Source organism: Microbacterium sp. SZ1 (assembly GCF_002362255.1).
Classification (GTDB): domain Bacteria; phylum Actinomycetota; class Actinomycetes; order Actinomycetales; family Microbacteriaceae; genus Microbacterium.
This window is the reverse complement of sequence record NZ_LPVV01000007.1, coordinates 1-23,240: the sequence shown is the minus strand read 5'-3', so window position 1 is coordinate 23,240 and position 23,240 is coordinate 1. Positions and strand designations below refer to the sequence as shown.

Annotated in this window: 24 protein-coding genes; 13 read left to right on the top strand and 11 right to left on the bottom strand. The window is 70.9% G+C overall.

Going from position 1 to position 23,240, the window contains the following annotated elements; genetic code table 11:
- The first annotated feature begins 183 nt into the window (after positions 1-183).
- The 4 genes from AUC47_RS06440 (at position 184) to AUC47_RS06425 (ending at position 1,782) form a co-directional block, all read left to right on the top strand.
- Positions 184-801, top strand: a complete 618-nt coding sequence (locus tag AUC47_RS06440; RefSeq protein WP_096714393.1) for a hypothetical protein — start codon at positions 184-186, stop codon at positions 799-801.
- Positions 798-1,028: a helix-turn-helix domain-containing protein gene (locus AUC47_RS06435; protein ID WP_096714392.1), complete on the top strand. Its 231-nt coding sequence runs from the start codon at positions 798-800 to the stop codon at positions 1,026-1,028. Before AUC47_RS06440 ends, AUC47_RS06435 begins: the two co-directional genes overlap by 4 nt.
- 77 nt (positions 1,029-1,105) lie before the next feature.
- Entirely contained in the window at positions 1,106-1,351 is a 246-nt protein-coding gene (locus AUC47_RS06430) for a CopG family transcriptional regulator (protein ID WP_096714452.1), read from the top strand.
- Positions 1,348-1,782, top strand: coding sequence for a TA system VapC family ribonuclease toxin (locus AUC47_RS06425; protein ID WP_096714391.1), 435 nt, complete (start codon positions 1,348-1,350; stop codon positions 1,780-1,782). Before AUC47_RS06430 ends, AUC47_RS06425 begins: the two co-directional genes overlap by 4 nt.
- A 3-nt stretch (positions 1,783-1,785) precedes the next feature.
- Here AUC47_RS06425 and AUC47_RS06420 read toward each other — a convergent pair whose 3' ends face one another.
- Positions 1,786-2,142 (bottom strand): YbjQ family protein, encoded by a 357-nt coding sequence (locus AUC47_RS06420; RefSeq protein ID WP_096714390.1) that lies wholly within the window; start codon positions 2,140-2,142, stop codon positions 1,786-1,788.
- A 107-nt stretch (positions 2,143-2,249) separates the two neighbouring features.
- Here AUC47_RS06420 and AUC47_RS06415 point away from each other — a divergent pair, with 107 nt between their 5' ends.
- Both AUC47_RS06415 and AUC47_RS06410 read left to right on the top strand, forming a co-directional pair.
- Positions 2,250-2,588, top strand: coding sequence for a hypothetical protein (locus AUC47_RS06415; RefSeq protein WP_096714389.1), 339 nt, complete (start codon positions 2,250-2,252; stop codon positions 2,586-2,588).
- Between the two features lie 178 nt (positions 2,589-2,766).
- Positions 2,767-4,191, top strand: a complete 1,425-nt coding sequence (locus tag AUC47_RS06410) for a dicarboxylate/amino acid:cation symporter (RefSeq protein WP_096714388.1) — start codon at positions 2,767-2,769, stop codon at positions 4,189-4,191.
- A 231-nt stretch (positions 4,192-4,422) separates the two neighbouring features.
- Here the strand turns inward: AUC47_RS06410 and AUC47_RS06405 are convergent, their stop codons facing one another.
- Positions 4,423-6,156 (bottom strand): cation:proton antiporter, encoded by a 1,734-nt coding sequence (locus AUC47_RS06405; protein WP_096714387.1) that lies wholly within the window; start codon positions 6,154-6,156, stop codon positions 4,423-4,425.
- 31 nt (positions 6,157-6,187) lie between these two features.
- A complete protein-coding gene (locus AUC47_RS06400; RefSeq protein ID WP_096714386.1) occupies positions 6,188-6,481 on the bottom strand; it encodes a MerR family transcriptional regulator in 294 nt (97 codons plus the stop codon).
- Between the two features lie 124 nt (positions 6,482-6,605).
- Here AUC47_RS06400 and AUC47_RS06395 point away from each other — a divergent pair, with 124 nt between their 5' ends.
- The 3 genes from AUC47_RS06395 (at position 6,606) to AUC47_RS06385 (ending at position 8,615) form a co-directional block, all read left to right on the top strand.
- The gene (locus tag AUC47_RS06395; protein ID WP_096714385.1) at positions 6,606-7,028 is read left to right on the top strand and encodes an Hsp20/alpha crystallin family protein; all 423 of its coding nucleotides are present in this window, start codon (positions 6,606-6,608) and stop codon (positions 7,026-7,028) included.
- Between the two features lie 258 nt (positions 7,029-7,286).
- Positions 7,287-8,324: an LLM class flavin-dependent oxidoreductase gene (locus tag AUC47_RS06390; RefSeq protein ID WP_096714384.1), complete on the top strand. Its 1,038-nt coding sequence runs from the start codon at positions 7,287-7,289 to the stop codon at positions 8,322-8,324.
- 84 nt (positions 8,325-8,408) lie between these two features.
- The gene (locus AUC47_RS06385) at positions 8,409-8,615 is read left to right on the top strand and encodes a methyltransferase (RefSeq protein ID WP_096714383.1); all 207 of its coding nucleotides are present in this window, start codon (positions 8,409-8,411) and stop codon (positions 8,613-8,615) included.
- Between the two features lie 85 nt (positions 8,616-8,700).
- Here the strand turns inward: AUC47_RS06385 and pheA are convergent, their stop codons facing one another.
- Complete coding sequence (gene pheA / locus AUC47_RS06380; protein ID WP_096714382.1) at positions 8,701-9,651, bottom strand: prephenate dehydratase; 951 nt, start codon at positions 9,649-9,651, stop codon at positions 8,701-8,703.
- A 95-nt stretch (positions 9,652-9,746) separates the two neighbouring features.
- Between pheA and pgm the strand changes: the two genes are divergently transcribed.
- Entirely contained in the window at positions 9,747-11,390 is a 1,644-nt protein-coding gene (gene pgm, locus AUC47_RS06375) for a phosphoglucomutase (alpha-D-glucose-1,6-bisphosphate-dependent) (RefSeq protein ID WP_096714381.1), read from the top strand.
- 112 nt (positions 11,391-11,502) lie between these two features.
- Here the strand turns inward: pgm and AUC47_RS06370 are convergent, their stop codons facing one another.
- The 6 genes from AUC47_RS06370 to AUC47_RS06345 all read right to left on the bottom strand — a co-directional run bounded on the left by AUC47_RS06370 (position 11,503) and on the right by AUC47_RS06345 (position 18,057).
- Entirely contained in the window at positions 11,503-12,603 is a 1,101-nt protein-coding gene (locus AUC47_RS06370) for a glycerate kinase (RefSeq protein ID WP_096714380.1), read from the bottom strand.
- Positions 12,600-13,658, bottom strand: a complete 1,059-nt coding sequence (locus tag AUC47_RS06365) for a LacI family DNA-binding transcriptional regulator (protein WP_096714379.1) — start codon at positions 13,656-13,658, stop codon at positions 12,600-12,602. Before AUC47_RS06365 ends, AUC47_RS06370 begins: the two co-directional genes overlap by 4 nt.
- A 58-nt stretch (positions 13,659-13,716) precedes the next feature.
- On the bottom strand, positions 13,717-14,580 hold the full coding sequence (locus tag AUC47_RS06360) for a sugar phosphate isomerase/epimerase family protein (RefSeq protein ID WP_096714378.1): 864 nt from the start codon (positions 14,578-14,580) through the stop codon (positions 13,717-13,719).
- A complete protein-coding gene (locus AUC47_RS06355; RefSeq protein WP_096714377.1) occupies positions 14,577-15,779 on the bottom strand; it encodes a dihydrodipicolinate synthase family protein in 1,203 nt (400 codons plus the stop codon). The genes AUC47_RS06360 and AUC47_RS06355 overlap by 4 nt, the downstream gene beginning before the upstream one ends.
- Complete coding sequence (locus AUC47_RS06350; protein WP_096714376.1) at positions 15,776-16,939, bottom strand: Gfo/Idh/MocA family protein; 1,164 nt, start codon at positions 16,937-16,939, stop codon at positions 15,776-15,778. The genes AUC47_RS06355 and AUC47_RS06350 overlap by 4 nt, the downstream gene beginning before the upstream one ends.
- A gap of 155 nt (positions 16,940-17,094) precedes the next feature.
- Positions 17,095-18,057 (bottom strand): LacI family DNA-binding transcriptional regulator, encoded by a 963-nt coding sequence (locus AUC47_RS06345; protein WP_256999470.1) that lies wholly within the window; start codon positions 18,055-18,057, stop codon positions 17,095-17,097.
- 68 nt (positions 18,058-18,125) lie between these two features.
- Between AUC47_RS06345 and galT the strand changes: the two genes are divergently transcribed.
- From galT to galE, 3 genes are read left to right on the top strand one after another with little or no spacing between them, the layout of a single operon-like run.
- Positions 18,126-19,310 carry a galactose-1-phosphate uridylyltransferase gene (galT, locus tag AUC47_RS06340; protein ID WP_256999469.1) on the top strand — a complete coding sequence of 395 codons (1,185 nt, stop codon included), beginning with the start codon at positions 18,126-18,128 and terminating at the stop codon, positions 19,308-19,310.
- Positions 19,307-20,506: a galactokinase gene (galK, locus tag AUC47_RS06335; RefSeq protein WP_373557852.1), complete on the top strand. Its 1,200-nt coding sequence runs from the start codon at positions 19,307-19,309 to the stop codon at positions 20,504-20,506. Before galT ends, galK begins: the two co-directional genes overlap by 4 nt.
- 50 nt (positions 20,507-20,556) lie before the next feature.
- Positions 20,557-21,534, top strand: a complete 978-nt coding sequence (gene galE / locus AUC47_RS06330; protein ID WP_096714374.1) for a UDP-glucose 4-epimerase GalE — start codon at positions 20,557-20,559, stop codon at positions 21,532-21,534.
- Positions 21,535-21,568: 34 nt separating this feature from the next.
- On the opposite strand, the gene AUC47_RS06325 is transcribed toward galE, so the two are convergent.
- Positions 21,569-23,240, bottom strand: a 1,672-nt coding sequence (locus tag AUC47_RS06325; RefSeq protein ID WP_096714373.1) for a YhgE/Pip domain-containing protein, incomplete at its 5' end; no start/stop codon positions are given.

The window sequence follows — 23,240 nt, the reverse complement described above, 5'->3', positions numbered from 1 at the left end:
ACGGTCTCCGCGCCTGTACATCGAGAGTAACCACCGTGCGGAGGCAGTATGCCCGTGTTCGCCGTCGGCATAGCGCCGGGTCGCCGGATGACGAGCGGATGCCGGATCCGCTGTTGACCCACATATCGAAAGTCAATATGTTAACGATTGTCGGTAACAACGATAGTCGATAAGGAGTGGACCATGTCCTCCACGAAGAACGACCGCGCGCTGAGCCGAGGCGACATCGCAGCCCTCGTCGGGTTCTGCATCGCCGGTGCCGTCATCGCCATGTACTTCACGGTGTACTCGATCATCCGGATCATCGAGCTGGCCGGCGGTCAGCAGGTGCCCGTGGCCGTCGAGTTCCTCGGCGACAGCGTGGACCTGCCTCTGTCGACCGGCGGCACCATCGCGGTCGCGCTCGAGAGCGGCACCATCACCGCGCCGCAGCTGCCACTCATCGCCATCGTGCCGGGGATCATCGCTCAGGTGGTGCAGATCATCACCGTCGTGGTCGTCGTCGCCTGTCTGATCCTGCTCGCCCGGATGACGATCGGCGGACGTATTTTCGGACGAGGGCGCACCGCCCTCGTCGCGACGGCGGGAATCACCGGTCTCCTCGGCTTCGCGGCGGTGCGGTTCTTCGACAACATGCTCGCGAACGCCACGGTCGCTCGCCTCACCGACAATGCCATCGACAACGCCGTCATCACGGTCGAGCCCTTCACCTTCATCCTCGGCGCGTTCGTCGTGGCACTCATCACGACGGTGTTCTCGATCGGCGACCGCCTGCAGAAGGACACGGAGGGCCTGGTGTGAGCCCGGCCGAGAGCGACGACGAGCTCACCGGCATCCACTGCCGCCTCGACGAGCTGCTGGCCGAGCGCGGCATCACGCTGACCGAGCTCAGCACCCGCGTGGGTGTGAGCATCGTGAACCTGTCGGTGCTGAAGAACGACAGGGCGAGGGCGATCCGCTATTCGACACTGCGCGCGATCTGCGACGCGCTGCAGTGCGAGGTCGGCGACCTGCTCGTGCTGGCCTGAGGCTCGAATGCCGTGCACATGTCGGTCGGAGAGGCCGGCCCAGGCAGATGTCTGCGACGGAGCGTATGCTGGTCTGCATGCGCACCACGTTGAACCTGTCGGACGCCCTCACGGCGGAAGCGAAACGTCGCGCCGCGAGCGAGGGGCGGACGCTGACGAGCTACATCGAGGAGGCGCTGCGGGATCGTCTCGCTCGGAGTGAGACGCCGGCCGCGCACCAGCCGCTTCCGACCTTCGGCGACCCGGCCACCTCTCGTTTCCTCGTCGACATCGATGACCGCGATGCGCTGTGGGAGGCGCTGGACGAGGGGCACGGCCGGTGATCGTTCCCGACGTGAACATCCTCGTCTACGCCTTCCGCGCGGATGCGGACGAGCATCAGACGTATGCGCCATGGCTCAACGAGACACTGGCGCGAGAGCCGGTCGGCGTCTCCGACACGATCCTCAGCGGGTTCCTCCGCATCGTGACTCATCCGCGCATCACCACGGCACCCGCTCCCGTCGCGACGGCGATGTCGTTCACCCGCAGCCTGCTGGCAGCCCCCCGCACGCAGTGGCTCACCGCGGGAGCGCCGACGTGGGAGCGGCTCGATGCGTTGTCTTCGTCGGATGCCGCCATCCGCGGCAACCTCGTTCCCGATGCGTACATCGCTGCGCTGTGTCTCGCGAACGGCGCCCGCCTTGCCACCCGGGATCGCGGTTTCGGGCGCTTCCCGCAGCTGAAGTGGTTCGACCCGGCGACAGAGGCCTGAGGGTCAGGCGCGCGGGGGCTGCGGAGGCTGGGGCACGGGCGGCGTGAGGGGCTCGACGACGACGGCGGTGCCGTATGCGCAGATCTCGGTGAAGTTCGCGATCGATCCCGCGTCGAACCGCATGGCGACGATCGCGTTGCCGCCGCGCTGCTGCGCCTCGGCCCACATGCGTCCCATCACGACCTGGCGCGCCTCGTACATGACCTGCGTGTACTCGGGGATCTCGCCGCCGCCGAGGGAGCGGAACCCCGCGGCGAAACCCTGCCCGAAGTCGGTCGACCGCACCGTGAGGCCCATGACCTCCCCGAGCACCTGGGTGATGCGGTAGCCCGGGATGTCGTTCGTCGTCACCATGAACATGACGCAATCGTGACAGAGCCCGCGGTGCGATGACAGATCAGGGGGTGGGGATTTGTCCCCATGCAACCCCCTCTATGAATTCGCTGTGCACCAATACTCTGGTGTGCATGAAGCTCACCGACCGGAACCTGCGCCCCGCCTCCCGCCTCCTCATGGCTCTGCCCATCGCGGCACTCGCCTTCTCCCTCGCCGCCTGCGGCGGCCCTGGCCGTCCGTCCGCCGACGACGTGTCCGAGGGCCTCGGTCAGGTCTTCGAAGACCAGGGAATGGGTGACGTCATCACCGACGACGTCGCCGACTGCTTCGCTGAGAAGCTCGTCGACTCCGACCTCAGCGACGAGACCCTGCGCTACATCGCCAACGGCGAGGACAAGCAGGCCAACCAGGAGGACAAGGACCTGACGACCAAGATCATCACGGACAACCTCGAGGAGTGCGCGGCCTGACGCCGACCCGATCGTCTCGAAGGATGACGGATGCCTCGGCATCCGTCATCCTTCGTCATATCGGCCCGGGGAATGACGGCGCACTCCTAGCGTTGAGCGATATGGCGTGCATTCGCGCGCATCGTTCTGTTCCCGCGCGCATCCCCAGGCGCGCATCGATCCTGGAGTTCCCCACCCCATGAGCACCACTGCGCGCACCAAGGCGCCTGACACTCGCGGGCCGGTCCGGAAGCTGCTGACCTCGTTCGGCTTCCAGATCCTCGCCGCCCTCGTCCTCGGCATCGCCGCGGGCCTCATCGCCCGCCAGCTCGGAGCGACCCCTGACAGCCCGAACGGCCTCTCCGCGACCCTCGACACGATCGGCAGCTCGTACGTGACGCTGCTGCGCGCCGCGGTCGTGCCGTTGATCTTCACGGCGATCGTCGCCAGCATCTCGAACCTGCGCCGCGTGCAGAACGCCGCGCGCCTCGCCGGCCAGACGCTGCTCTGGTTCGCGATCACCGCGTTCATCGCGGTGACGATCGGCATCGTCCTCGGGCTCGTCATCCAGCCCGGGTCGCGCGCCGGAGAGGGCCTCGAGCCCAGCGACCCGTACACGGTCGGCACCTGGTGGAACTTCCTGCTCGGCCTGATCCCGCAGAATTTCCTCGGTCTCGGCGTCAGCACCAACCCGGGTGCCACCGACGGCACCTTCACCTCGAGCGTGAGCTTCAACATCCTGCAGGTCATCGTCGTCGCGGTCGCCGTCGGCATCGCGGCCCTCAAGGCCGGCAAGAAGGCCGAGCCGTTCCTCGCGTTCACCGAGTCGCTGCTCAAGGTCATCCAGCGCGTGCTGTGGTGGATCATCCGCATCGCCCCGATCGGCACGTTCGGCCTCATCGGCGCCGCGGTCGTCAAGTACGGCTGGGAGAAGCTCGCGTCGCTCGGGTGGTTCGCGATCGCCGTCTACGTCGGTCTCGCTCTCGTGCTGTTCGTCGTCTACCCCGTGCTCGTGAAGACGCACGGCCTGTCGATCAAGCAGTACTTCTCGGGGGTGTGGCCCGCCGTGCAGCTCGGCTTCGTCAGCCGCTCGTCGATCGGCACGCTGCCCCTCACCGAGCGCGTGACCGAGCGCAACCTCGGCGTGCCCCGCTCCTACGCCTCGTTCGCGGTGCCGTTCGGCGCCACGACGAAGATGGACGGCTGCGCTGCGATCTACCCCGCCATCGCCGCGATCTTCGTCGCGCAGTTCTTCGGCATCGAGCTGAACATCGTGCAGTACCTGCTGATCGTGCTCGTCTCGGTCGTGGGATCCGCCGCAACCGCCGGCACGACCGGTGCCACCGTCATGCTCACGCTCACGCTGTCGACCCTTGGTCTGCCGCTCGAGGGCGTCGGGCTGCTGCTCGCGATCGACCCGATCCTCGACATGGGCCGCACCGCGGTCAACGTCGCGGGCCAGGCGCTCGTCCCGGCGATCGTCGCCAAGCGCGAGGGCATCCTCGACGAGGAGCTCTACAACGCGCCGCGCGAGGGCCTGCCCTTCGCCGATGACAGCGACGACGAGGACGCGCCCGAGGCGGATGCTGCGGCATCCAGCACCGAACCCGCCGGAGCTCGCTGACCCGCGGCTCCGCGTCATGAAGCGCCTCGCCCCGCCCGGGCGGGGCGCTTCTGCGTGCGGGTCTCGCCTCTCTTGCCCGACGCCGAGACCCACCACCCGCGTCGAAACCCACCGCCCGCGGCGTGTTGCGTGATGGGTTTCGACGCTTGTGGTGGGTTTCAGCGTGAGGGAGGGCGGGACGCCGCGGGGCAGGGCGGATGCGGCGGGGAGGGCGATGCGGCGGGGCAGGGGTCAGGCGCGGCCCTGCTGACGCGTGGCGCCACGGGTGTCGAGCGCGAGTTCCTCGGCATCCATCGCCGCGAGCAGCTCGCGCATGACCTCCTCGTCGAGGTTGCCGGCGTCGCGCTCCTCGAGGAGGATGTCTCGGCGCACCTGCAGCCACCCCCGGGAGAGCGCGGCGAGGTCGTCGAACGAGGGACGCCGCTGCGCGGCATCCTCCACCTCCTGCGCCTCGTCGGTGTCGCGCTCGACCCGCGTCATGCGCCGCGTGAACGCGTCGAACATCTCGAGGTCGACGTGGCCGTGCGTGGCCTCCCATTCGGCGCGCTTCTCGGCGAGGTACTTCTTGCCGGCCTCGCGGCTCTTCGCCTTGACCGCCTCGAGCGCCCTCTCGTCGTCCTGCTCGTCGGTGTCGCTCGCGATGCCCAGGCCGCGGATCAGCACCGGCAGCGTCAGCCCCTGCAGCAGCAGCGTGCCGACCGTCACGATGAACGCGACGACGACGATCGCGTGCGACGGCTCCGTGCCGAGCGTCGCGAGGTCGGCCGCGGCGAGCGCGGTCGCGAGCGTGACGACGCCGCGCATGCCCGCCCACGAGATGATCGCGTTGTCCTTCCAGGTCAGCTGCAGACCGGCCATCCGGTCGCGCACGATCTTCGATCGCAGCTCCTCGGGGTCGTACTCGCGCCAGCGTCGCGACTCGCGACGACGGCCCTCGAACGCCCCGGACTCGACCGCGCGGTCCCAGCGGGCGAGCCGTCGGCGGTCCTGGAAGTTGGCCCACGCGTTCGCCGGATACACGTACAGCGGCCGCACGACGAGCACCACGAGAAGCACCGCTGCGGAGAGCAGCAGGATGCGGCCGACCTCCTCACCGCCCAGGTCGCTGAGCACGCGCGGGAACTGCAGCCCGATGTACGCGAACACGAAGCTCTCGAGCAGCAGGTCGGCCGACAGCCACAGCGGCTTCTCCTGCTGACGCGTCGTGTAGTCGGTCCGCGGCGAGTTGTAGCCGACGAAGAGGCCCATCGCCACGACCGCCAGCACACCCGAGCCGAGCAGGTGCTCGGCGATCGCGTAGGCGCCGAACGGGGCGAGCAGCCCGAACGTGCCGATCACGACCGGGTCCGAGATGCGCATCCGCAGCTGATGCAGCACGGCGCCGAAGACGAGTCCGATCGCGACGCCCACGCCGACCGCGAGCAGGAACTGCCAGATGCCGTCCCACACTGTGAGCGTGGCGCCCGCGAGGATCGCCGCGAACACCCGGTACAGCGTCAGCGAGGTCGCGTCGTTGATGAGGCTCTCCCCGGACAGCACGGTCATGATGCGGCGAGGGAGGCCGAGCTTGCGGCCGATCGCCGCCGCCGACACGGCGTCGGGCGGCGCGACGATCGCTCCGAGCAGCAGCGCGCCGGGGAGAGTGAGCGAGGGCAGGATCCACCACGCCACGAAACCGACCGCGAGCGCCGTGAGCAGCACGAGGGTGATCCCCAGGCGCCGGATCTGCGGGAGGCTGCGTTTGAAACCCACGAACGACACGTCGAGAGCCGCCGAGTACAGCAGCGGCGGGAGCACGAGGTTGAGCAGCAGGTGCCCGTCGATGTCGACGTCCGGCACGAAGGGGAGGAAGGATGCCGCGAGCGCGACCACCGTCACCAGCAGCGGCGCCGGCCACCCCCGCCATCGCGCGATCGCCGCCACGACGACCGCACCGACGAGCACGTAGAAGATCTCGGCATCCATGCCCTCAAGATACTGCCGTCGGTCGCGCGGCTCACTCGCGTCCGGTCGCTCCCTCGGCCAGTTCGCCGCGGAGGTCCGCGTTCTCGTCCTGCAGATCGAGCACGCGTCGGATGCCGGTGATGTTGATGCCCTCGTCACGGAGATCGGTGACGCGGCGCACGCGCGCGAGGTCGTCGTCGCTGTAGCGCCGCGTGCCGCCATCGCTGCGTGCGGGCGCGATGAGCCCCTTGGCCTCGAACAGGCGCAGGCTCGCCTCGGGCACGCCGCTCAACTGTGCGGCGACGGCGATGCCGTACACCGGCATCCCTGGGTCTCGATCGCTCATCGACGCTTCCTTCACTGGGGACTTGCATTCTATCTCGCCCTGTTCTATAAAAAATCTATAGCAACAGATGCAGATTACCTGCATCACAAGTTCCGCCCTCTGGGCCGCACGAAAGGAGAACCTCATGGCACTGACCTTCGATCCCTTCAGCCAGCTCGATCGCTTCGCCGCGAGCGTGCTGGACTCCGTTCGCGCACCCCGGCTGATGCCGGTGGACCTCTACCGCGACGGCGACCGCTACATCCTGCATGCCGACCTGCCCGGGGTCGACCCCGGCTCGATCGACGTCGATCTCGACGGCGGGCAGCTGACGATCCGCGCTCAGCGCACCGCGGATACCCGCGAGGGAGTGCGCTGGCTCGCGCGCGAGCGCGGCGCCGGCTCGTTCCTGCGCCAGTTCACGCTGGGTGACGGGGTCGACCTCGACGGCATCAGCGCCTCGTACGAGAGCGGCGTGCTGTCGGTCATCATCCCGGTCAGCGAGCGGGCCAAGCCGCGCAAGATCACGGTCGAGTCGACGGAGCAGCGTCAGGCGATCGACGCCTGATCCGGTCGTGAGGGGGCGGACCTCGCTCCGCCCCCTCCGCCGCCCCATCCCGCCATGAACGCCGAGCCACCCCTTTCGCGCCGAGCCACCCCTGCGTGTACCGCGCGCACCGGGGTGGCTCGCGCGGTAGGGGGTGGCTCGGCAAGACGGGGTGGGTCGGCGGAGGGCGGTGAGGTGTCAGGCGGCTGCCCCCCGTCCGCACGCTCCTTCATCCGCACGGTCGGGAATGCCCGCACGCCGCCCGACGTTGGTCTCGGGGTGACTGCTCTCTCCGTCCTCGACCTCGTCCCGGTGCGCACCGGGCAGACCAGCGCCGAGGCCATCGCGGCCTCGCTGTCCCTCGCCGAGGCGGCCGACCGGCTCGGCTATCGCCGGTACTGGTTCGCCGAGCACCACAACATGCCCGCCGTGGCATCCACCACTCCCCCGGTGCTCATCGCTGCCGCGGCCACGCGCACCTCGACGATCCGTCTGGGCTCGGGCGGCGTCATGCTGCCGAATCACGCGCCGCTCATCGTCGCGGAGCAGTTCGCCGCGCTGGAGGCCATCGCCCCCGGCCGCATCGACCTCGGTCTCGGCCGCGCACCGGGCAGTGACCCCGTCATCACCCAGCTGCTGCGCGGATCGGGCACGACCAGCGATGTCGAGCAGTTCCCCCGCCACGTGCAGGACATCGGCGCTCTCGTGTCGGGTGACGGCGCGACCGTGCGCTTCACGTCGGGCGGCGAGTACACCGTGCGCGCGACCCCGGCCGCCACCGGCGCCCCCGAGGTGTGGCTGCTCGGATCGAGCGACTACTCCGCCCAGCTCGCTGCCTCGCACGGACTGCCGTATGTGTTCGCGAATCACTTCTCGGGTCAGGGTCTCGAACGCGCGCTCGACCTGTACCGCAGCGGCTACCGCCCCAGCGAGGAGCACCCCGAGCCGCGCACGTTCCTCACCGTCAACGCTGTCGCATCCGCCTCACAGGAGGAGGCGGAGGCGCGCGCCCTCCCTCAGCTGCGCATGATGGCGCGGTTGCGGCTGAACAAGCCGCTCGTCGCCCTCGAGACGGTCGAGGAGGCGCTTGCCGCCGAGACGGATGCCGCGACCGATCAGGTCGTCGAGGCAGCACGCTCGCGGTGGTTCGTCGGCACGGGCGAGTCGGTGGCCGACGAGCTCCGCGCGTTCGCGGCGACCCACGGCGTCGACGAGGTCATGCTCTCGCCGGTCGCCGGCGCGTACGAGTCCGAGCCGCGCGACAGCGCCGCCGGCCGGGCGCAGACGCTCGAGCTCGTCGCCGCCGCGATGCGGTAGCGCACAGCATCCCGCGTCGCCCGCAAGGGCTGGTTTTCGCCCGCGGTGGGGCGTAGCGTCGGCCGCAACGGAAGGGGTTCGACGATGAGCACCAAGACCCTGGCACTCTGGGTGGCGTACGGGACGAACGGCGTGGTCGGCAGCATCCGACACGACGACGAGGGATACACCGTCGTGATGGCGGGCTCGGATGCCGCGGCCGGCACCTACCCGAGCCTCGCCTCGGCGAAGGGCGCGTTGCACTCGAAGATGCGGCCGGGCAGCGCCTGGCCGATGTTCGTCGAGCACTGACCTCGGGCTGGGGCGACGCAAGATCAGAAACGCTTCTGAGCGGCCGTGTTCGGAAGCAGTTCTGATCTTCCCTGGTCGGCGCGCGCTACGCCTCCGGCTCGCCGGAGAGGATGCCGCGCAGCCAGTCCCGCGCCTCGACGAACACGTCGTCGGCGTAGCGGTCGGGGTACTGCACGACCTTGCGGTCGGCACGCGGATACGAGCCCAGGAACACGACGCGCGGGCTGAACCGGCGGATGCCGAGCAGCGCATCGGCCATGCGCTCGTGGGAGACGTGACCGTCGGCGTCGATCACGAAGCGATACCGTCCGAGCTCGTCGCCGATGGGTCGCGACTCGATGAGCGAGAGGTTGATGCCTCGGGTCGAAAACTGCTCGAGCATCTCCAGCAGCGAACCCGGGTGGTCGTGGGGCAGCTCGACGATGAGTGACGTCTTGTCGGCGCCGGTGGGCGCGGGGGCCGTGGTCGTCCGCGTCACGAGCACGAAGCGGGTGACGGCCTGGGCGTTGTCGCCGATGCCTTCCGCGAGCACGTCGACGTCGAGGTGCTTCACGATGCCGGGCGCGGCGATCGCGGCCTGGGCCGGGAGCGATCCGTCGAGCACGCCGATCGCCGAGGCGACGTTGCTGGCAGCGGGCACGTGCGAGTGGGACGGTACGTTCGCGCCGAGCCAGCCGTGGCACTGCGCGTAGGCGACGGGATGCGCGGCGATCACCTGCACCTCGGCGAGGGTCGTGCCGCGCGGCGCGACGAGCACGAAGTTCACCGGCACGAGGTACTCGCCGATGATGCGGAGTCCGGGCAGCGTCGCGAGCGCGTCCTGCGTCGTGGAGACGCCACCCTCGATCGAGTTCTCGATCGCGATCATCGCGGCGTAGCTGCGCCCCTCGAGCACGTCGGCGAGCGCCTCGCCGACGTTGTGCACAGCCCGCCAGTCCTGACCACGCGCCTCGGCGACCTGGTCGAGCGCCGCCTCCGTGAACGTTCCGGCAGGGCCCAGATAGCTGTAGGTGCGGCGTTCGGTCACGCGTTTCACCTTAGGGCACTCGCCGCTCGAGACCCCCGCGCTGCCCGCTGTCAAGCACCGGACATCGAGATGCGCGGATGCCGAGATGGGGGCAGACTGTCTGCATGACGAGCCGTGCCGGCCTCCCCGCGGAGGACACTGACCTGATCGACGTCGACGAGCTGATCGCCGCCTACTACGATCGGACGCCGAATCCCGATGTCGCCGCCGAGCGGGTGGTCTTCGGCACGAGCGGCCACCGCGGCTCCTCGCTCTCCAACAGCTTCAACGAGAACCACATCCTCGCCACCACGCAGGCGATCGTCGACTACCGCACGGCGCAGGGCATCACCGGGCCGCTCTTCCTCGGCCGCGACACGCACGCGCTCTCGCTGCCGGCCGAGCGCAGCGCGATCGAGGTCCTCGTCGCGAACGGCGTCGACGTGCGGGTCGACTCCCGCGACTCCTGGGTGCCGACGCCCGCGCTGAGCCACGCCATTCTCGCCTTCAACCGCGACCTGACACCGGATGCCGCGGGGCGCGCTGACGGCATCGTCGTCACCCCCTCGCACAACCCGCCGCGCGACGGCGGCTTCAAGTACAACCCGCCGCACGGCGGCCCCGCCGACACCGACGCGACCGGATGGATCGCCGACCGCGCGAACGAGCTCATCGCGAACGGCCTCGACGGCGTCAAGCGCGAGCGCTTCGCCGACATCGACGGGGACGCCCTGCCGAGCTACGACTTCCGCGACGCCTACGTGCGCGACCTGTCGTCGATCATCGACGTCGACGCGATCCGCCGCGCCGGGGTGCGCATCGGCGCCGATCCCCTCGGCGGCGCATCGGTCGACTACTGGGCGCACATCAAAGAGGTCCACGACCTCGATCTGACCGTCGTGAACCCCGAGGTCGACCCGACCTGGCGCTTCATGACGCTCGACTGGGACGAGAAGATCCGCATGGATCCGTCGTCGCCGTCGGCCATGGCCTCGCTCGTCGCCAGGAAGGGCGATTTCGACGTGCTCACCGGCAACGACGCGGATGCCGACCGCCACGGCATCGTGACCCCCGACGCCGGGCTCATGAATCCCAACCATTACCTCGCTGTCGCGATCGACTACCTGTTCTCGCACCGCGCCGAGTGGCCGCGCGACGCCGCGGTCGGCAAGACGCTGGTGTCGTCGATGATCATCGACCGCGTCGCCGAGTCCCTGGGCCGCCGCCTGCTCGAGGTGCCGGTGGGCTTCAAGTGGTTCGTCCCCGGCCTGCTCGACGGCACCGTCGCGTTCGGCGGCGAGGAGTCGGCCGGTGCGTCGTTCCTCCGCAAGGACGGCAGCGTCTGGTCGACCGACAAGGACGGCATCCTGCTCTGCCTGCTCGCCGCGGAGATCATCGCCGTGACGGGAAAGACGCCCTCGGAGCGGTACCGGGAGCTGGAAGAGGCCTTCGGCTCGTCGGCCTACCAGCGGGTCGACGCCCCGGCCACCCCCGAGCAGAAGGCCACGCTCGGCAAGCTCGCACCGGATGCCGTCGCCGCCACGACCCTCGCGGGCGAGGAGATCACGGCGAAGCTCTCGCACGCGCCCGGCAACGGCGCCGCGATCGGCGGGCTCAAGGTGCAGACCGAGCACGCCTGGTTCGCCGCTCGACCGTCGGGCACGGAGGACGTCTACAAGCTGTACGCCGAGAGTCTGCGCGGCCCGGAGCACCTCGCCGAGGTGCAGCAGGAGGCGCGAGCCGTCGTCTCCGCCGCGCTCGAGGGCTGAGTTCGGCGCGTTTCGTCTCGCTCCGCCCGCTCAACGACCCGGGAGAGTCCGCTCAGCGCGAGCGGGCGAGCGCCGCGACGAGACGAAACGCGGCGACCGCCGACGACGCCGCTCAGCGAGAGCGGGCGAGCGCCGCGCCGGCCTCGCGCAGCCAGCGTGCGGGATCGGCGAGCGCGGCGGCGGATGAGCCGGCCAGTTCGGTGAGCGAGGCGGATGCCGTGAACAGCGACGTGTCGGAGTCGTCTGTGATGCGTCCCGCCGCAAGCATCGGAGCCGCGCCGGCGGATGCTGCGAGCCCGGCGATGAACGACGGCACCTTGCCGTCGCCGGACTGACCGTCGTACGACCCCTCCCCCGTGACGACCACGTCGGCGGAGCGGATCGCGGCGTCGACGCCGACGAGCTCCGCGACCTCACCGGCTCCCGGCGCGAGGACGGCGCCCCAGGCGACGAGCGCCGCGCCGGTTCCGCCGGCAGCGCCCGTGCCGGGCAGTGCAGGGTCGAGGCCGAGCAGGTCCGCGAGGCGCGCGAGCGCGGCATCCACCCGTTCGATGTCCGCAGGCAGCAGTCCCTTCTGCGGACCGAACACGGCTGCCGCACCGCGCGGTCCGGTGAGCGGGTTGGTCACATCGGTGAGCACGCGCACCTCGGGGGCCGCACGCAGTGCGCCGAGGTCGACCGACGCGAGATCGAGGAGTCCGCGGGCACCTCGCGCGATCGGGGCCCCGGCCGCATCGAGGAACCGCGCGCCGAGTGCGCTCAGCATCCCGATCCCGCCGTCCGTGGAGGCGCTCGAACCGATGCCGACGACGACGCGGGAGACGCCGTGGCCGAGAGCCGCGCCGATCGCCTGGCCGAAGCCGCGTGTGTCGGCGTCCCACGGACGCAGCTCGTCGAGCAGTTCGATGCCCGAGGTCGAGGCGAGGTCGACCACGGCGGTGCCGCCGGGGGCCTCCGCGTCGGGCGGCAGCAGCAACCACGCGGAGTCGATCGACGATCCTGCCGGACCATCGACCGCGACGGGCATGCGTCGCGCTCCCGGGATCGCCGTAGCGAAGGCGGCGACCGTCCCCTCCCCGCCATCGGCCATGGGCCGATGCACGAACTCGGCGTCCGGCTCGACGGTCGCCCATCCTTCGGCAAGCGCCGCCGCCGCATCCGCCGCGGTGATCGTGCCCTTGAAGCTGTCCGGCGCCAGCACCACGCGAGTCATGCGGCCGCCCCCGGCGTGCTCCCCCGCTCGATGACCTCGAGCGGCAGGGACGTCTGACGCCAGTCCTCGTCGACCGTCGCCCGGAACGCCTGATAGCCGATCTCGCTCAACGGGACCCGCACCGTGGTGAGAGCGGGCGAGACGTCCATCGCCGACGGCACGTCGTCGAAGCCGCACACCGCGATGTCCGCCCCCACTTCGCGTCCCGCCGCGCGGATCGCCGACATCGCCCCGATCGCGATCACGTCGCTCATGCCGAACACGAGGGTGCCTGGGTCGACGCCGTCGGCCAGCGCTGCGGCCATCGCCTCGGCTCCCGACTCGCGGCGGAAGTCGCCGCGGAGCACGCGGTCGATCGTGCCACCCGCCTCCTCGAAGCCGCTCGTGAATCCGGCGACGCGCTCGTCCGACGTGAGCACGCCGGGTGCCGCACCGACGACGATCGCCGACCGGTAGCCGAGCGCGCCCATGCGACGACCGAGGTCCTCGGCACCCGATCGGTTGTCGATCTCGACGAGGCGGTTGTCGCCGACGCGGGCTCCGAACGTCACGACCCGGCTGCCGAATCGGCCGAACCCGTCGAGTTCGGCCTCGGTCGCGGAGAAGTCCTCCCCGGTCGACCGCGAGGCCGCGATGATGAGTCCCTGCGGCCGCTGGCCGCGCAGCGCGCGAACGATCCGCGCCTCGCGGGCCGGGTCGCGCTCGGTCACCGAAATCGAGACGACGAGACCCTGCTCGTCGGCTCCGCGGGCGACGCCAGCGGCGATGAGGCCGAAGTACGGGTCGGCGATGTCGGCGACGAGCAGCGCGATGACCGGCGACGTCCCGCGGGCGGTGGCCTGCGCCGAGACATTGGCCGTGTAGCCGAGGGCGGCAGCCGCCTGCTCGACGCGCTCGCGGAACGACTCGGCGACCTTGCGCTCCGAGCCGTTCAGCACGCGGGATGCCGTGGCGAGCGAGACCCCGGCTTCACGCGCCACATCGTGCAGCGTCGGCGCGGCGCCTCGCGCCGTGCGCGGCTGGCGCACGCGGGAAGAGCTTTCCGGCAGCGTCATGCCCCGAGCCTAGTGGTCGGGCCGGCCGCGACGTTCGGCCCATCCGACCCCACCCCGGTCACGGCAGGTGCGGCGACACCGCGGCGCCGAACGACTCCGCCGTGCGCCGCACGACTCGCGCGGGGTCGTCGGCCCACACGTCGGCGTGGAAGATCTCGACCTCGATGTCGCGGTCGTACCCGGCGTCGACGACGGCGCGGGTGAGCGACCCGAAGTCGACGACTCCGTCGCCCGGATAGTGCCGCGACAGCAGCACGTCGGCCGGCAGCGGCGTCTTCCAGTCGCACACCTGGTAGGTCGCGATGCGACCCTCCCGCCCGGCGCGGGCGATCTGGTCGAGCACCTGCGGGTCCCACCAGATGTGGAACGTGTCGACCGCAGCCCCGACGACGTGCGGGTCGAAGTCGGCGGCGAGGTCGAGAGCCTGCCCCAGCGTCGAGACGACCGCGCGGTCGGACGCGAACATCGGATGCAGCGGCTCGATCGCCAGCGTGACGCCCGCCGCCTCGGCATCCGGCGCCAGCGCCCCGAGTGCGTCGCGGACGCGCTCCCGCGCCCCGAGCAGGTCGCGGGAGCCTTCCGGAAGTCCGCCGGCCACCAGGACGAGCACGGCCGTCGACCCCTCGGCGCCGGCCGCCGCGAGCGTCGCCGTCTCCTCGATCGCGCGACGGTTGTCGTCGAGCGCCGCCACGCGCTCCGGTCCGTCGGGGAGCGTGAAGAACCCACCGCGGCAGTGCGTCGTGAAGCGCAGCCCGGAGTCGGCGAGCATGCGCGCGGCCACGTCGAGGCCGACGTCGTTCACGGGCTCCCGCCAGAGGCCGATGGCCTGGATGCCGGCGGCGACCGTCACGCGCAGGGCGGTCGCGAGATCGGCGTGCTTGATGGTCGCCTGGTTGATGCTGAGCCGCGGGTCGACGCTCATGCGCGGGCCTTCCCGAGGTCGAAGCCGTTCAGGCGCAGCATCCCGTGCCAGCGCTCCCGGGCGAGCTCCGGGTCCTCGAGTGCGAGGGAGCTGTTGGCGAGCTCGACGATGCGGCTGAGGTGCGGGAGGCTGCGCGCGGAGTGCAGGCCACCGACCATCTGGAACGCGGGCTGATGCCCGTTCAGCCACGCGAGGAACGCGACACCCGTCTTGTAGTAGAACGTGGGCGCGGCGAACACCTGCCTGCTGAGCTCCTCGGTCGGGCCGAGGATGTCGAGGTAGCGCTGCGGATCTCCGGCGTCCAACGCCTGGATCGCCGCCGACGCGACCGGCGTGATCGCTGCGAACGCGCCGAGCAGGGCGTCGGAGTGGGTGCGGTTCGTCTCGCTCCGCTCGCTCGACGACCGGTCGCCCCCGATGAGGCCGACGTAGTTGAAGTCGTCGCCCGTGAACATGCGCACGCCCTCGGGCAGCCGCTCGCGCACCGAGACCTCGGATTCCGCGTTCAGCAGGCTCATCTTGACGCCCGCGACCTTGTCGGGGTGCTCGCCGATGATGTCGAGCAGCACGGAGGATGCCGTCTGCCAGTCGCTCGCGCCGAAGTAGCCCTCCAGCTCCGGATCGAAGGCCGGCCCGAGCCAGTGCAGCACGACCGGCACGGTCGCGCTCGCCAGCACCTCGCGGTACACGCGGCGGTAGTCGTCGGCATCCGCCGCCGCCCTCGCCACATGACGGGAGGCCATGAGCACCGGGCCGGCACCCTGCTCTTCCGTGAAGTGCAGCTGCTGCTTGTACGCGTCGATCACGCGGTCGAGGGGGATGCGGTGCTCGTCGACGTGGTCGGTGTTGACCCCGACCACGACGGAGCCGCCCTCCTCGCGGGCGACCTCGGCGCTGCGGGCGATCAGTTCGCGCACGGCGGCCGGGTCGAGGCCCATGTTGCGCTGCGCGGTGTCCATGGCGTCGGCGACGCCGAGTCCCCACGAGTACACGTTGCGGCGGAACGCGAGCGTGGCGTCCCAGTCGATGTCGGCGGGCCGGCCCGGCGTGTTGTCGGCGTGCGCCTTCGGCACGACGTGTGCGGCGGCGTAGGCGACGCGGCTCTGCAGCGGGGCCGTAGGGCGTGTGTAGCCGGCGCCGTCGTGCAGCTCGACGTCGGACAGCGACCCGTCGGGCGCGAGCAGTCGGAGCCCGCTCATCGCAGCGTCAGCGGCTCGAGGGCGATCTTGCGCCCCTCGGCCGAGGAGGTGAGGCCGGCCTCGGCGAACTGTACGCCGCGGGCGCCCGAGAGCAGATCGAACGGGTACGTCGTGCCCTCGACGTACGAGACCAGGTACTCCTGCCACTGCTGGCGGAATCCGTTGAGGAACACGTCGTTGGTCGGCACCTGCTGCCAGTCGGCGTCGTAGTCGTGGCCGTCTTCGAGGTCGGGGTTCCACACCGGCTTCGGAGTGGCGTTCCGGGGCTGGATCTTCGCGCCGAACAGTCCGACGACCGCAGACCCGTGCGTGCCGTCGACCTGGAACTCCACGAGCTCGTCGCGGTTCACCCGCACGGTCCAGCTGGAGTTGATCTCGGCGATGATGCCGCCCTCGATCTCGAAGATGCCGTACGCCGCGTCCTCGGCGGTCGCCGTGTAGTGCTCACCCTTCTCGTCCCAGCGGTCGGAGATATGCACCGCCGCCTGCGCGTACACACTCCTCACCTCGCCGAACAGGTTCTCGAGCACGTAGTTCCAGTGCGGGAACATATCGACGATGATGCCGCCGCCGTCTTCGGTGCGGTAGTTCCAGCTCGGACGCTGGGCGGGCTGCCAGTCGCCCTCGAACACCCAGTAGCCGAACTCGCCGCGGACGGAGAGGATGCGTCCGAAGAAACCCGAGTCGATCAGACGCTTGAGCTTCTGCAGGCCGGGCAGGTAGAGCTTGTCGTGCACGACGCCGGTCTTCACCCCGGCCTCGTCGGCGAGGCGCGCGAGCTCGATCGCCTCCTCGAGCGACTCCGCGGTGGGCTTCTCGGTGTAGATCGCCTTGCCGGCGGCGATGGCCTTGCGCAGCGCCGACGCCCTGGCCTTGGTCACGAGGAAGTCGGCGTAGATCTCCCATTGCGGATCGGCGAGCGCGGCATCGAGATCGGTCGTGTAATCGTCGATGCCGTGCTTCGCGGCGAGCTCGGCGAGCTTGGCCTCGCTGCGGCCGACGAGGAGCGGCCTGACCGTGACGCGCGATCCGTCGGGCAGCTCGATGCCGCCCTCGTCGCGGATCGCGAGGATCGACCGCACCAGGTGCTGCCGGTAGCCCATGCGCCCCGAGACGCCGTTCATGATGATCCCGATCTCGCGGGTCGTCGCCTGTGCCATCAGTGGTTCCGTTCCTGTCGATGCCGTCGCGATCTCGCTCGCGGTGGGTAAACGCTTTCCGAGATCATGGCATGGCGCCAGGGGGTTACGCAAGCGCTTTCGTCGGCGGTGCGATCGAAGTGATCAGGCTGCGACTGGTCCCGCCGCCGGAGGTATCAGCGCGCGCTCGACCGCTCGACGAGCGTCGTCGGCACGACGGACGCCCTCGCCACCGCCTCGCCCTCGATGTCGCCGACGAGCAGCGCGACGGCGCGATGCGCGAGCGCCGGGAAGTCCTGGCGGATCGTCGTGAGCGGGGGGCGGTAGTTCGCGGCATCCGGCACGTCGTCGAAGCCGACCACCGCCACGTCGTCGGGCACGCGGCGTCCGGACTCGGCCAGCGCTCGGAGCAGCCCGAGCGCCATCTGGTCGTTGGCGCAGAAGACCGCGGATGCCGCGGCGAGCGCGTCGGCGGCCGAATGGCCGCTCTCGGGCGACCAGTCCCCGCGCACCACGTCGGGGATCGCGGCGCCGGCCGCCTGCAGCGTCTCCCGCCATCCGTGCTCGCGTTCGGATGCCGCGAAGGAGTCGGCGGGACCCGCGAGGTGATGCACGGTGGAGTGTCCGAGCCCCAGGAGGTGCGCCGTCGCGGCGGCCGCTCCCCCGGCGTGATCGCTGTGCACGACGACGAGGTCGGACTCCTCCGGCGCGTCGACCGCGACGAGATGCAATCCGCTCGGCCGCTGAGCGGGCAGGAGAGCCGAGGCCTCGTTGAGCACGATCGCGCCGTCGACTCCCTGATCGGCGAGCCGCTCGAACGCCTCGCCGACTTCTCCCGCGGCGGCGGTCACGAGGGTCAGCGCGTAGCCGCGTTCGGCGGCGGCGTCCGCGGTGGCCTGCAGCATGCGCGAGTTGCCGACCGTGGCCAGCGTGGTGACGACCAGGCCGATGGTCTGCGAACGACCCGTGCGCAGCGCCCGCGCCGCGCGGTGCGGGCGATATCCGAGCTCGGCCATGGCCCGCTCCACGCGCTCGCGCGTGGCCGGGTCGACGCGGGGACTCTCGTTCACCACGCGCGAGACCGTCTGGCCCGAGACGCCTGCGCGCGCCGCCACCGCGGCCATCGATACGCGACCCATCCGGCTCCTCCTCCGCCGCCCAACCAGCCATGTTGACGTTACCACGGCCCTCGATCTACCATGTTCACGTGAACACGCCCTCTGTCGCCGACCTGCGAACCGAGCCCCTGACCGCCGGTGTCGTGAAGCGCTCCACCACGCTCTCCGACGGTCGAGAGCTCATCTACTTCGACGATCCCGATACCGAGCTCGGACCGGAGCGCGCGATCGACGCACGCGCGCTCGATACCCGCGGCGACACGGCGACGATGCGCCTCGACGTGCTCACGGGCGACTGGATCACTGTCGCCGCCAACCGGCAGAACCGCGTGATGATGCCGGGCGCCGACGCCGACCCGCTGGCACCCCAGACGCCCACCAATCCCTCCGAGGTGCCCTCGCGCTACGACGTCGCGGTCTTCGAGAACCGCTCCCCGGCGTTCGGTCCCGCCCTCGCGGAGGCCGTCGGCGCCGCACCGGCCGCGAGCAACCCGCCGCGCGGACTCGACGACCTCGACGCGCTCGGCCTCGGCCGCACCCGCACGTCGGTCGGTCGATGCGAGGTCGTGTGCTTCAGCCCCGAGCACACCGGCTCGTTCGGCACGCAGACCGTCACGCGAGCCCGCACCGTGATCGAGGCCTGGGCCGACCGCACCGCCGCACTGTCGGCGCTGCCCGGCGTGGAGCAGGTGTTCCCGTTCGAGAACCGCGGCGAGGCGATCGGCGTGACGCTGCCGCACCCGCACGGCCAGATCTACGCGTACCCGTATGTGACCCCGCGCACGACCCGCCTGCTCGAGACGATCGACCGCACCGCTCCCGACCTCTTCGACCGCATTCTCGCCTTCGAGCGCGAGTCCGAGCGGGTCGTCCTGCGCGGCGAGCACTGGACCGCCTTCGTCCCGTTCGCGGCGCGCTGGCCGCTCGAGGTGCATCTCGTGCCGCACCAGCACGTGCCCGACTTCGCCGCCACGACGCCCGAGCAGCGCGACGAGCTCGCGCCGATGTATCTGCGGCTGCTCCGCGGCGTCGACGCGCTCTACGACTCGCCCACCCCGTACATCGCCGCCTGGCATCAGGCTCCGGTGCACACCGGCCGTGAGTCCGTGCGTCTGCACCTGCAGCTGACGAGTCCGCGTCGGGCGGCCGACAAGCTCAAGTTCCTCGCCGGCTCCGAGGCGGCGATGTGGGCGTGGGCCGCCGAGGTGACGCCCGAGCAGGGCGCCGCGCGGCTGCGTGCGGCGATCGAGAGCATCGAGGAGGTGTCCGCGTGAGCTCTGCGGCGAACACCTCCCCCGAGACCATCCGCCGCGCGACCGCTCTGCTGGCGGACCTGACGGGGTCCGCACCGGAGGGGATCTGGTCTGCGCCCGGCCGCGTCAACCTCATCGGCGAGCACACCGACTACAACGACGGCTTCGTGCTGCCGTTCGCGATCCCCCACCGCACCGCAGCAGCCGTCGCACGGCGCGACGACGACCGCATCCGCGTCGCCTCGACGTTCGCCGACGGCGCAGTCGAGGTCGGACTCGACGAGCTCGACACCCTCTTCCCCACCGCGACCGGTTCGTCGCCGCGCGTCTCGGAGTGGGCCGCGTACCCGCTCGGCGTCGCCTGGGCGCTTCGCGAAGCGGGCGCCACGGCATCCGGCGTCGACATCGCCCTCGCCTCCGACGTGCCCGTCGGCGCCGGACTGTCATCCTCGGCCGCGATCGAGGGCGCCACGGCATCGGCGCTGAACGAGCTGTGGGATGCCGGGCTCGACCGCACGGCCCTCGCCCGCGTCGGCCGCCGCGCCGAGAACGAGGCCGTCGGCGCACCCACCGGGATCATGGACCAGATGGCCTCGATGCTCGGTGAGCCCGATGCCGCGATCTTCCTCGACTGCCGCTCGCTCGCCGCGGTGCCGGTTCCCGTCGGCGTCGTCGACGCCGGTCTGGCCATCCTCGTCATGGACACGCGCGTCTCGCACTCGCACGCCACCGGCGGCTACCGCGAGCGCCGCGCGTCGTGCGAACGGGGCGCCGAGTTGATGGGGGTCGCCAGCCTTCGCGACGTCTCGATGGACGACCTCCCGCGAGCGGCCGAGATCATGGACGACATCACATTCCGCCGCGTGCGCCACATCGTGACCGAGAATCAGCGGGTGCTCGACACCGTCCGCACGCTCCGCGAGCAGGGAGCCAGGGCGATCGGCGATCTGCTCGTCGCCTCGCACGCGTCGATGCGCGACGACTTCGAGATCTCCGTGCCCGAGCTCGACACCGCCGTGGAGTCCGCCGTCGCGGCGGGGGCCATCGGCGCGCGCATGACGGGCGGCGGGTTCGGCGGCGCGGCGATCGCCCTGATCGAGGCGGATGCCGAGCAGACGGTGTCGGATGCCGTGCGCGCGGCGTTCGCGGCATCCGGCTTCGCCGAGCCGACCGTGTTCACGGTCGTGCCGTCCGCCGGGGCGGGGCGCGACGCCTGACCCTGGCAGAATCGAAGCGGGCCGCCTCGACCGCGGCAGGAGAGGAAGACATGTCCTGGATCGTCACCGGCGGAGCCGGCTACATCGGAGCCCACGTCGTCCGCGCACTCGCGGATGCCGGGCTCTCCCCCGTCGTGATCGACGACCTCTCCAGCGGTGTGGCCTCGTTCGTGCCAGAGGGAGTGCCGTTCGTACGGGGCTCGATCCTCGACCGCGAGCTCGTCGAGCGCGCTCTCCGCGAGCACGGCGCCGAGGGCGTCATCCACGTCGCGGGCTTCAAATACGCGGGCGTCTCGGTGCAGCGCCCCCTGCACACCTACGCGCAGAACGTCGAGGGCACCCGCGTGATCCTCGAGGCGATGCAGGCTGCGGGTGTGCAGAACATCGTGTTCTCGTCGTCGGCCGCCGTGTTCGGCACGCCCGATGTGCCGCTCGTCGTGGAGAGCACCGAGAAGAAGCCGGCGAGCCCCTACGGCGAGTCCAAGCTCATCGGCGAGTGGCTGCTGCGCGATCAGGCGGTCGCGACCGCCGACTCCGACGCGCCGCTGCGGCACACCTCTCTGCGCTACTTCAACGTCGTCGGGTCGGCCGACCCGACCGTCTACGACGTGAGCCCGCACAACCTCTTCCCCATCGTGTTCGAGAAGCTCATCGCCGGCGAGACTCCGCGCATCAACGGCGACGACTACGACACCCCCGACGGCACGAACGTGCGCGACTACGTGCACGTGGGCGACATCGCCGCCGCGCACGTCGCCGCAGCGAAGCGCCTCGCCGCGGGTGAGCCGGTCGAGCCCGCGTACAACCTCGGTTCGGGCGACGGACTCAGCGTCAAGCAGATCATGGATGCCGTCGCGCGCGTGACCGGCATCGAGTTCACCCCCGAGATCGGACCTCGCCGCGCGGGAGACCCCGACCGCATCGTCGCGACCGGCGAGCTCGCCGCCCGCGACCTCGACTGGACGATGCGCTACTCGGTCGACGACATGGTGCGCACGGGCTGGGAGGCTCGCCGACGCGCGATGTGAGTCGTCGCCCGGATGATCGGGGCCTCGCAGGAGATCACGCGGTCGCGAGGGCCGCCTTCGCCGAGGTCGTGCGCCGGAGCGTCACGGCGAGCGTCGTCGCCACCAGTGCGAGCACGCCCCACACGACGAGCGCGGCGGCGGCCGCTCCGTTCGCAGAGATCAGACCGGAGAAGGCGGATGCCGTCGGCAGCGCCGCCCCGACCGCCGCGAGCCACTCGGGCACGGTCGACACGATCCCTGTGGCGATGGCGAGCACGCCCACGAGCGCGGCGGCCCACCGGCCGACGCCGCCGAAGACCGCCACGAGCGCCTGGTTCACCGCGCCGAAGGCGACCCCGGAGAGCACGGCCATGCCGGCGAACGCCCACCAGGTCGCGGCGTCGTACCCGGCCACGATCTGAACGATGAGCGACACGAGCACGCCCTGACCCGCGCCGATCGCCGCCGCCGGGGCGAACGCACGAAGCGCGAGCCCCGCCGAGGAGCGACGCGACGTGAGGGTGCGAGGGCTGTGCGGCCGCAGCACGAGGAACGACGCCAGTGCGCCGAACCACAGCACGACGGCGGTCAGCAGCGGGATCGCCGTCGGTCCGAAGATCGTGTCACCGGCGCCCTGGGCGGCCACCGGGTCGGCGATCACCGAGGCGAGCGATGTGGACTCGGCGTCGCTGAACGACGGCAGCGAGTCGGAGGCGGTGCGCAGCCCTCCGGCGAGGTCGCCGGTACCGGTGGCAAGACCGTCGAGGCCCGTCGCGAGCTCGGTCGCACCCGTGGCGAGCTCGGTCGCGCCGGTAGACAGCTGGTCGGCCCCGGTCGCAAGGGTGCGCGCCCCGGTGGCCGACTGCACGAGGCCTTCGTTGGCGAGCTGCGTGAGGCCGCTGGCGAGCTGCGAGGCGCCCGCTCCTGCCTGACTGAGCTGGCTGACGAGCGTCGACGTTCCCTGCGTGTTCACCTGGGTCAGACCGGCAGACGTGCCTTCCGCCTGCAGCGCGAGGCGGGTCAGGGTGTTGCAGTAGTCGGCTCCGGAGAGCAGAGGGTCGCACTGATTCGCGAGTTCCCGCACGCCCGTGGCCACGCTCGAGGCGTTGCCCCTGAGGTCCGACGGGATCAGGCCGTTCGTCTGCAGCTCCTGCGCCCCGACCGTCAGTCCCTGCCCGATGGTCGCGGCTCCGGCTGCCGCTTCCCGAGTCTTCGTCGTGAGCGTGTCGAGTCCGGACGCGAGCGTCGTCGCTCCCGACCCGAGCTGCGTCGCGCCGGATGCGAGCTGCGTCGCGCCGTCGGGTATCGCAGCTGCGCCGGTCGCGGCATCCCGAGCTCCTGTGGCGAGCTGGGCGGCGCCGTCTGCGGCATCGCCGATCTGGTCGCCGATCGTGGTGAAGCCGACGAGGATGTTGTCGGTCGTCGCCTCCGACAGCATGGTGCCCATGCTCGACGCGGCGACGTTCGCGATCTGGCTCGTGATGAGGTCGTCCGCCACAAGGCCGTCGTCGGGCGTGGTGACCCGGATGGTGGCCTGCTCGGCCGGGCCGCCGCCGTCGGAGATCGCCTGGCCGGCCGAGGTCGCGGCGGCCGAGAAATCCGCGGGGATCGTGATCACGGCCTGATAGGTGCCGTCGGCGAGGCCGTCCGCGGCATCCTTCTCGTTCGAGATGACCCAGGTGAGGTTCGAATCGAGGTCGTCGGATCCTTCGACGAGTCCCGACGCG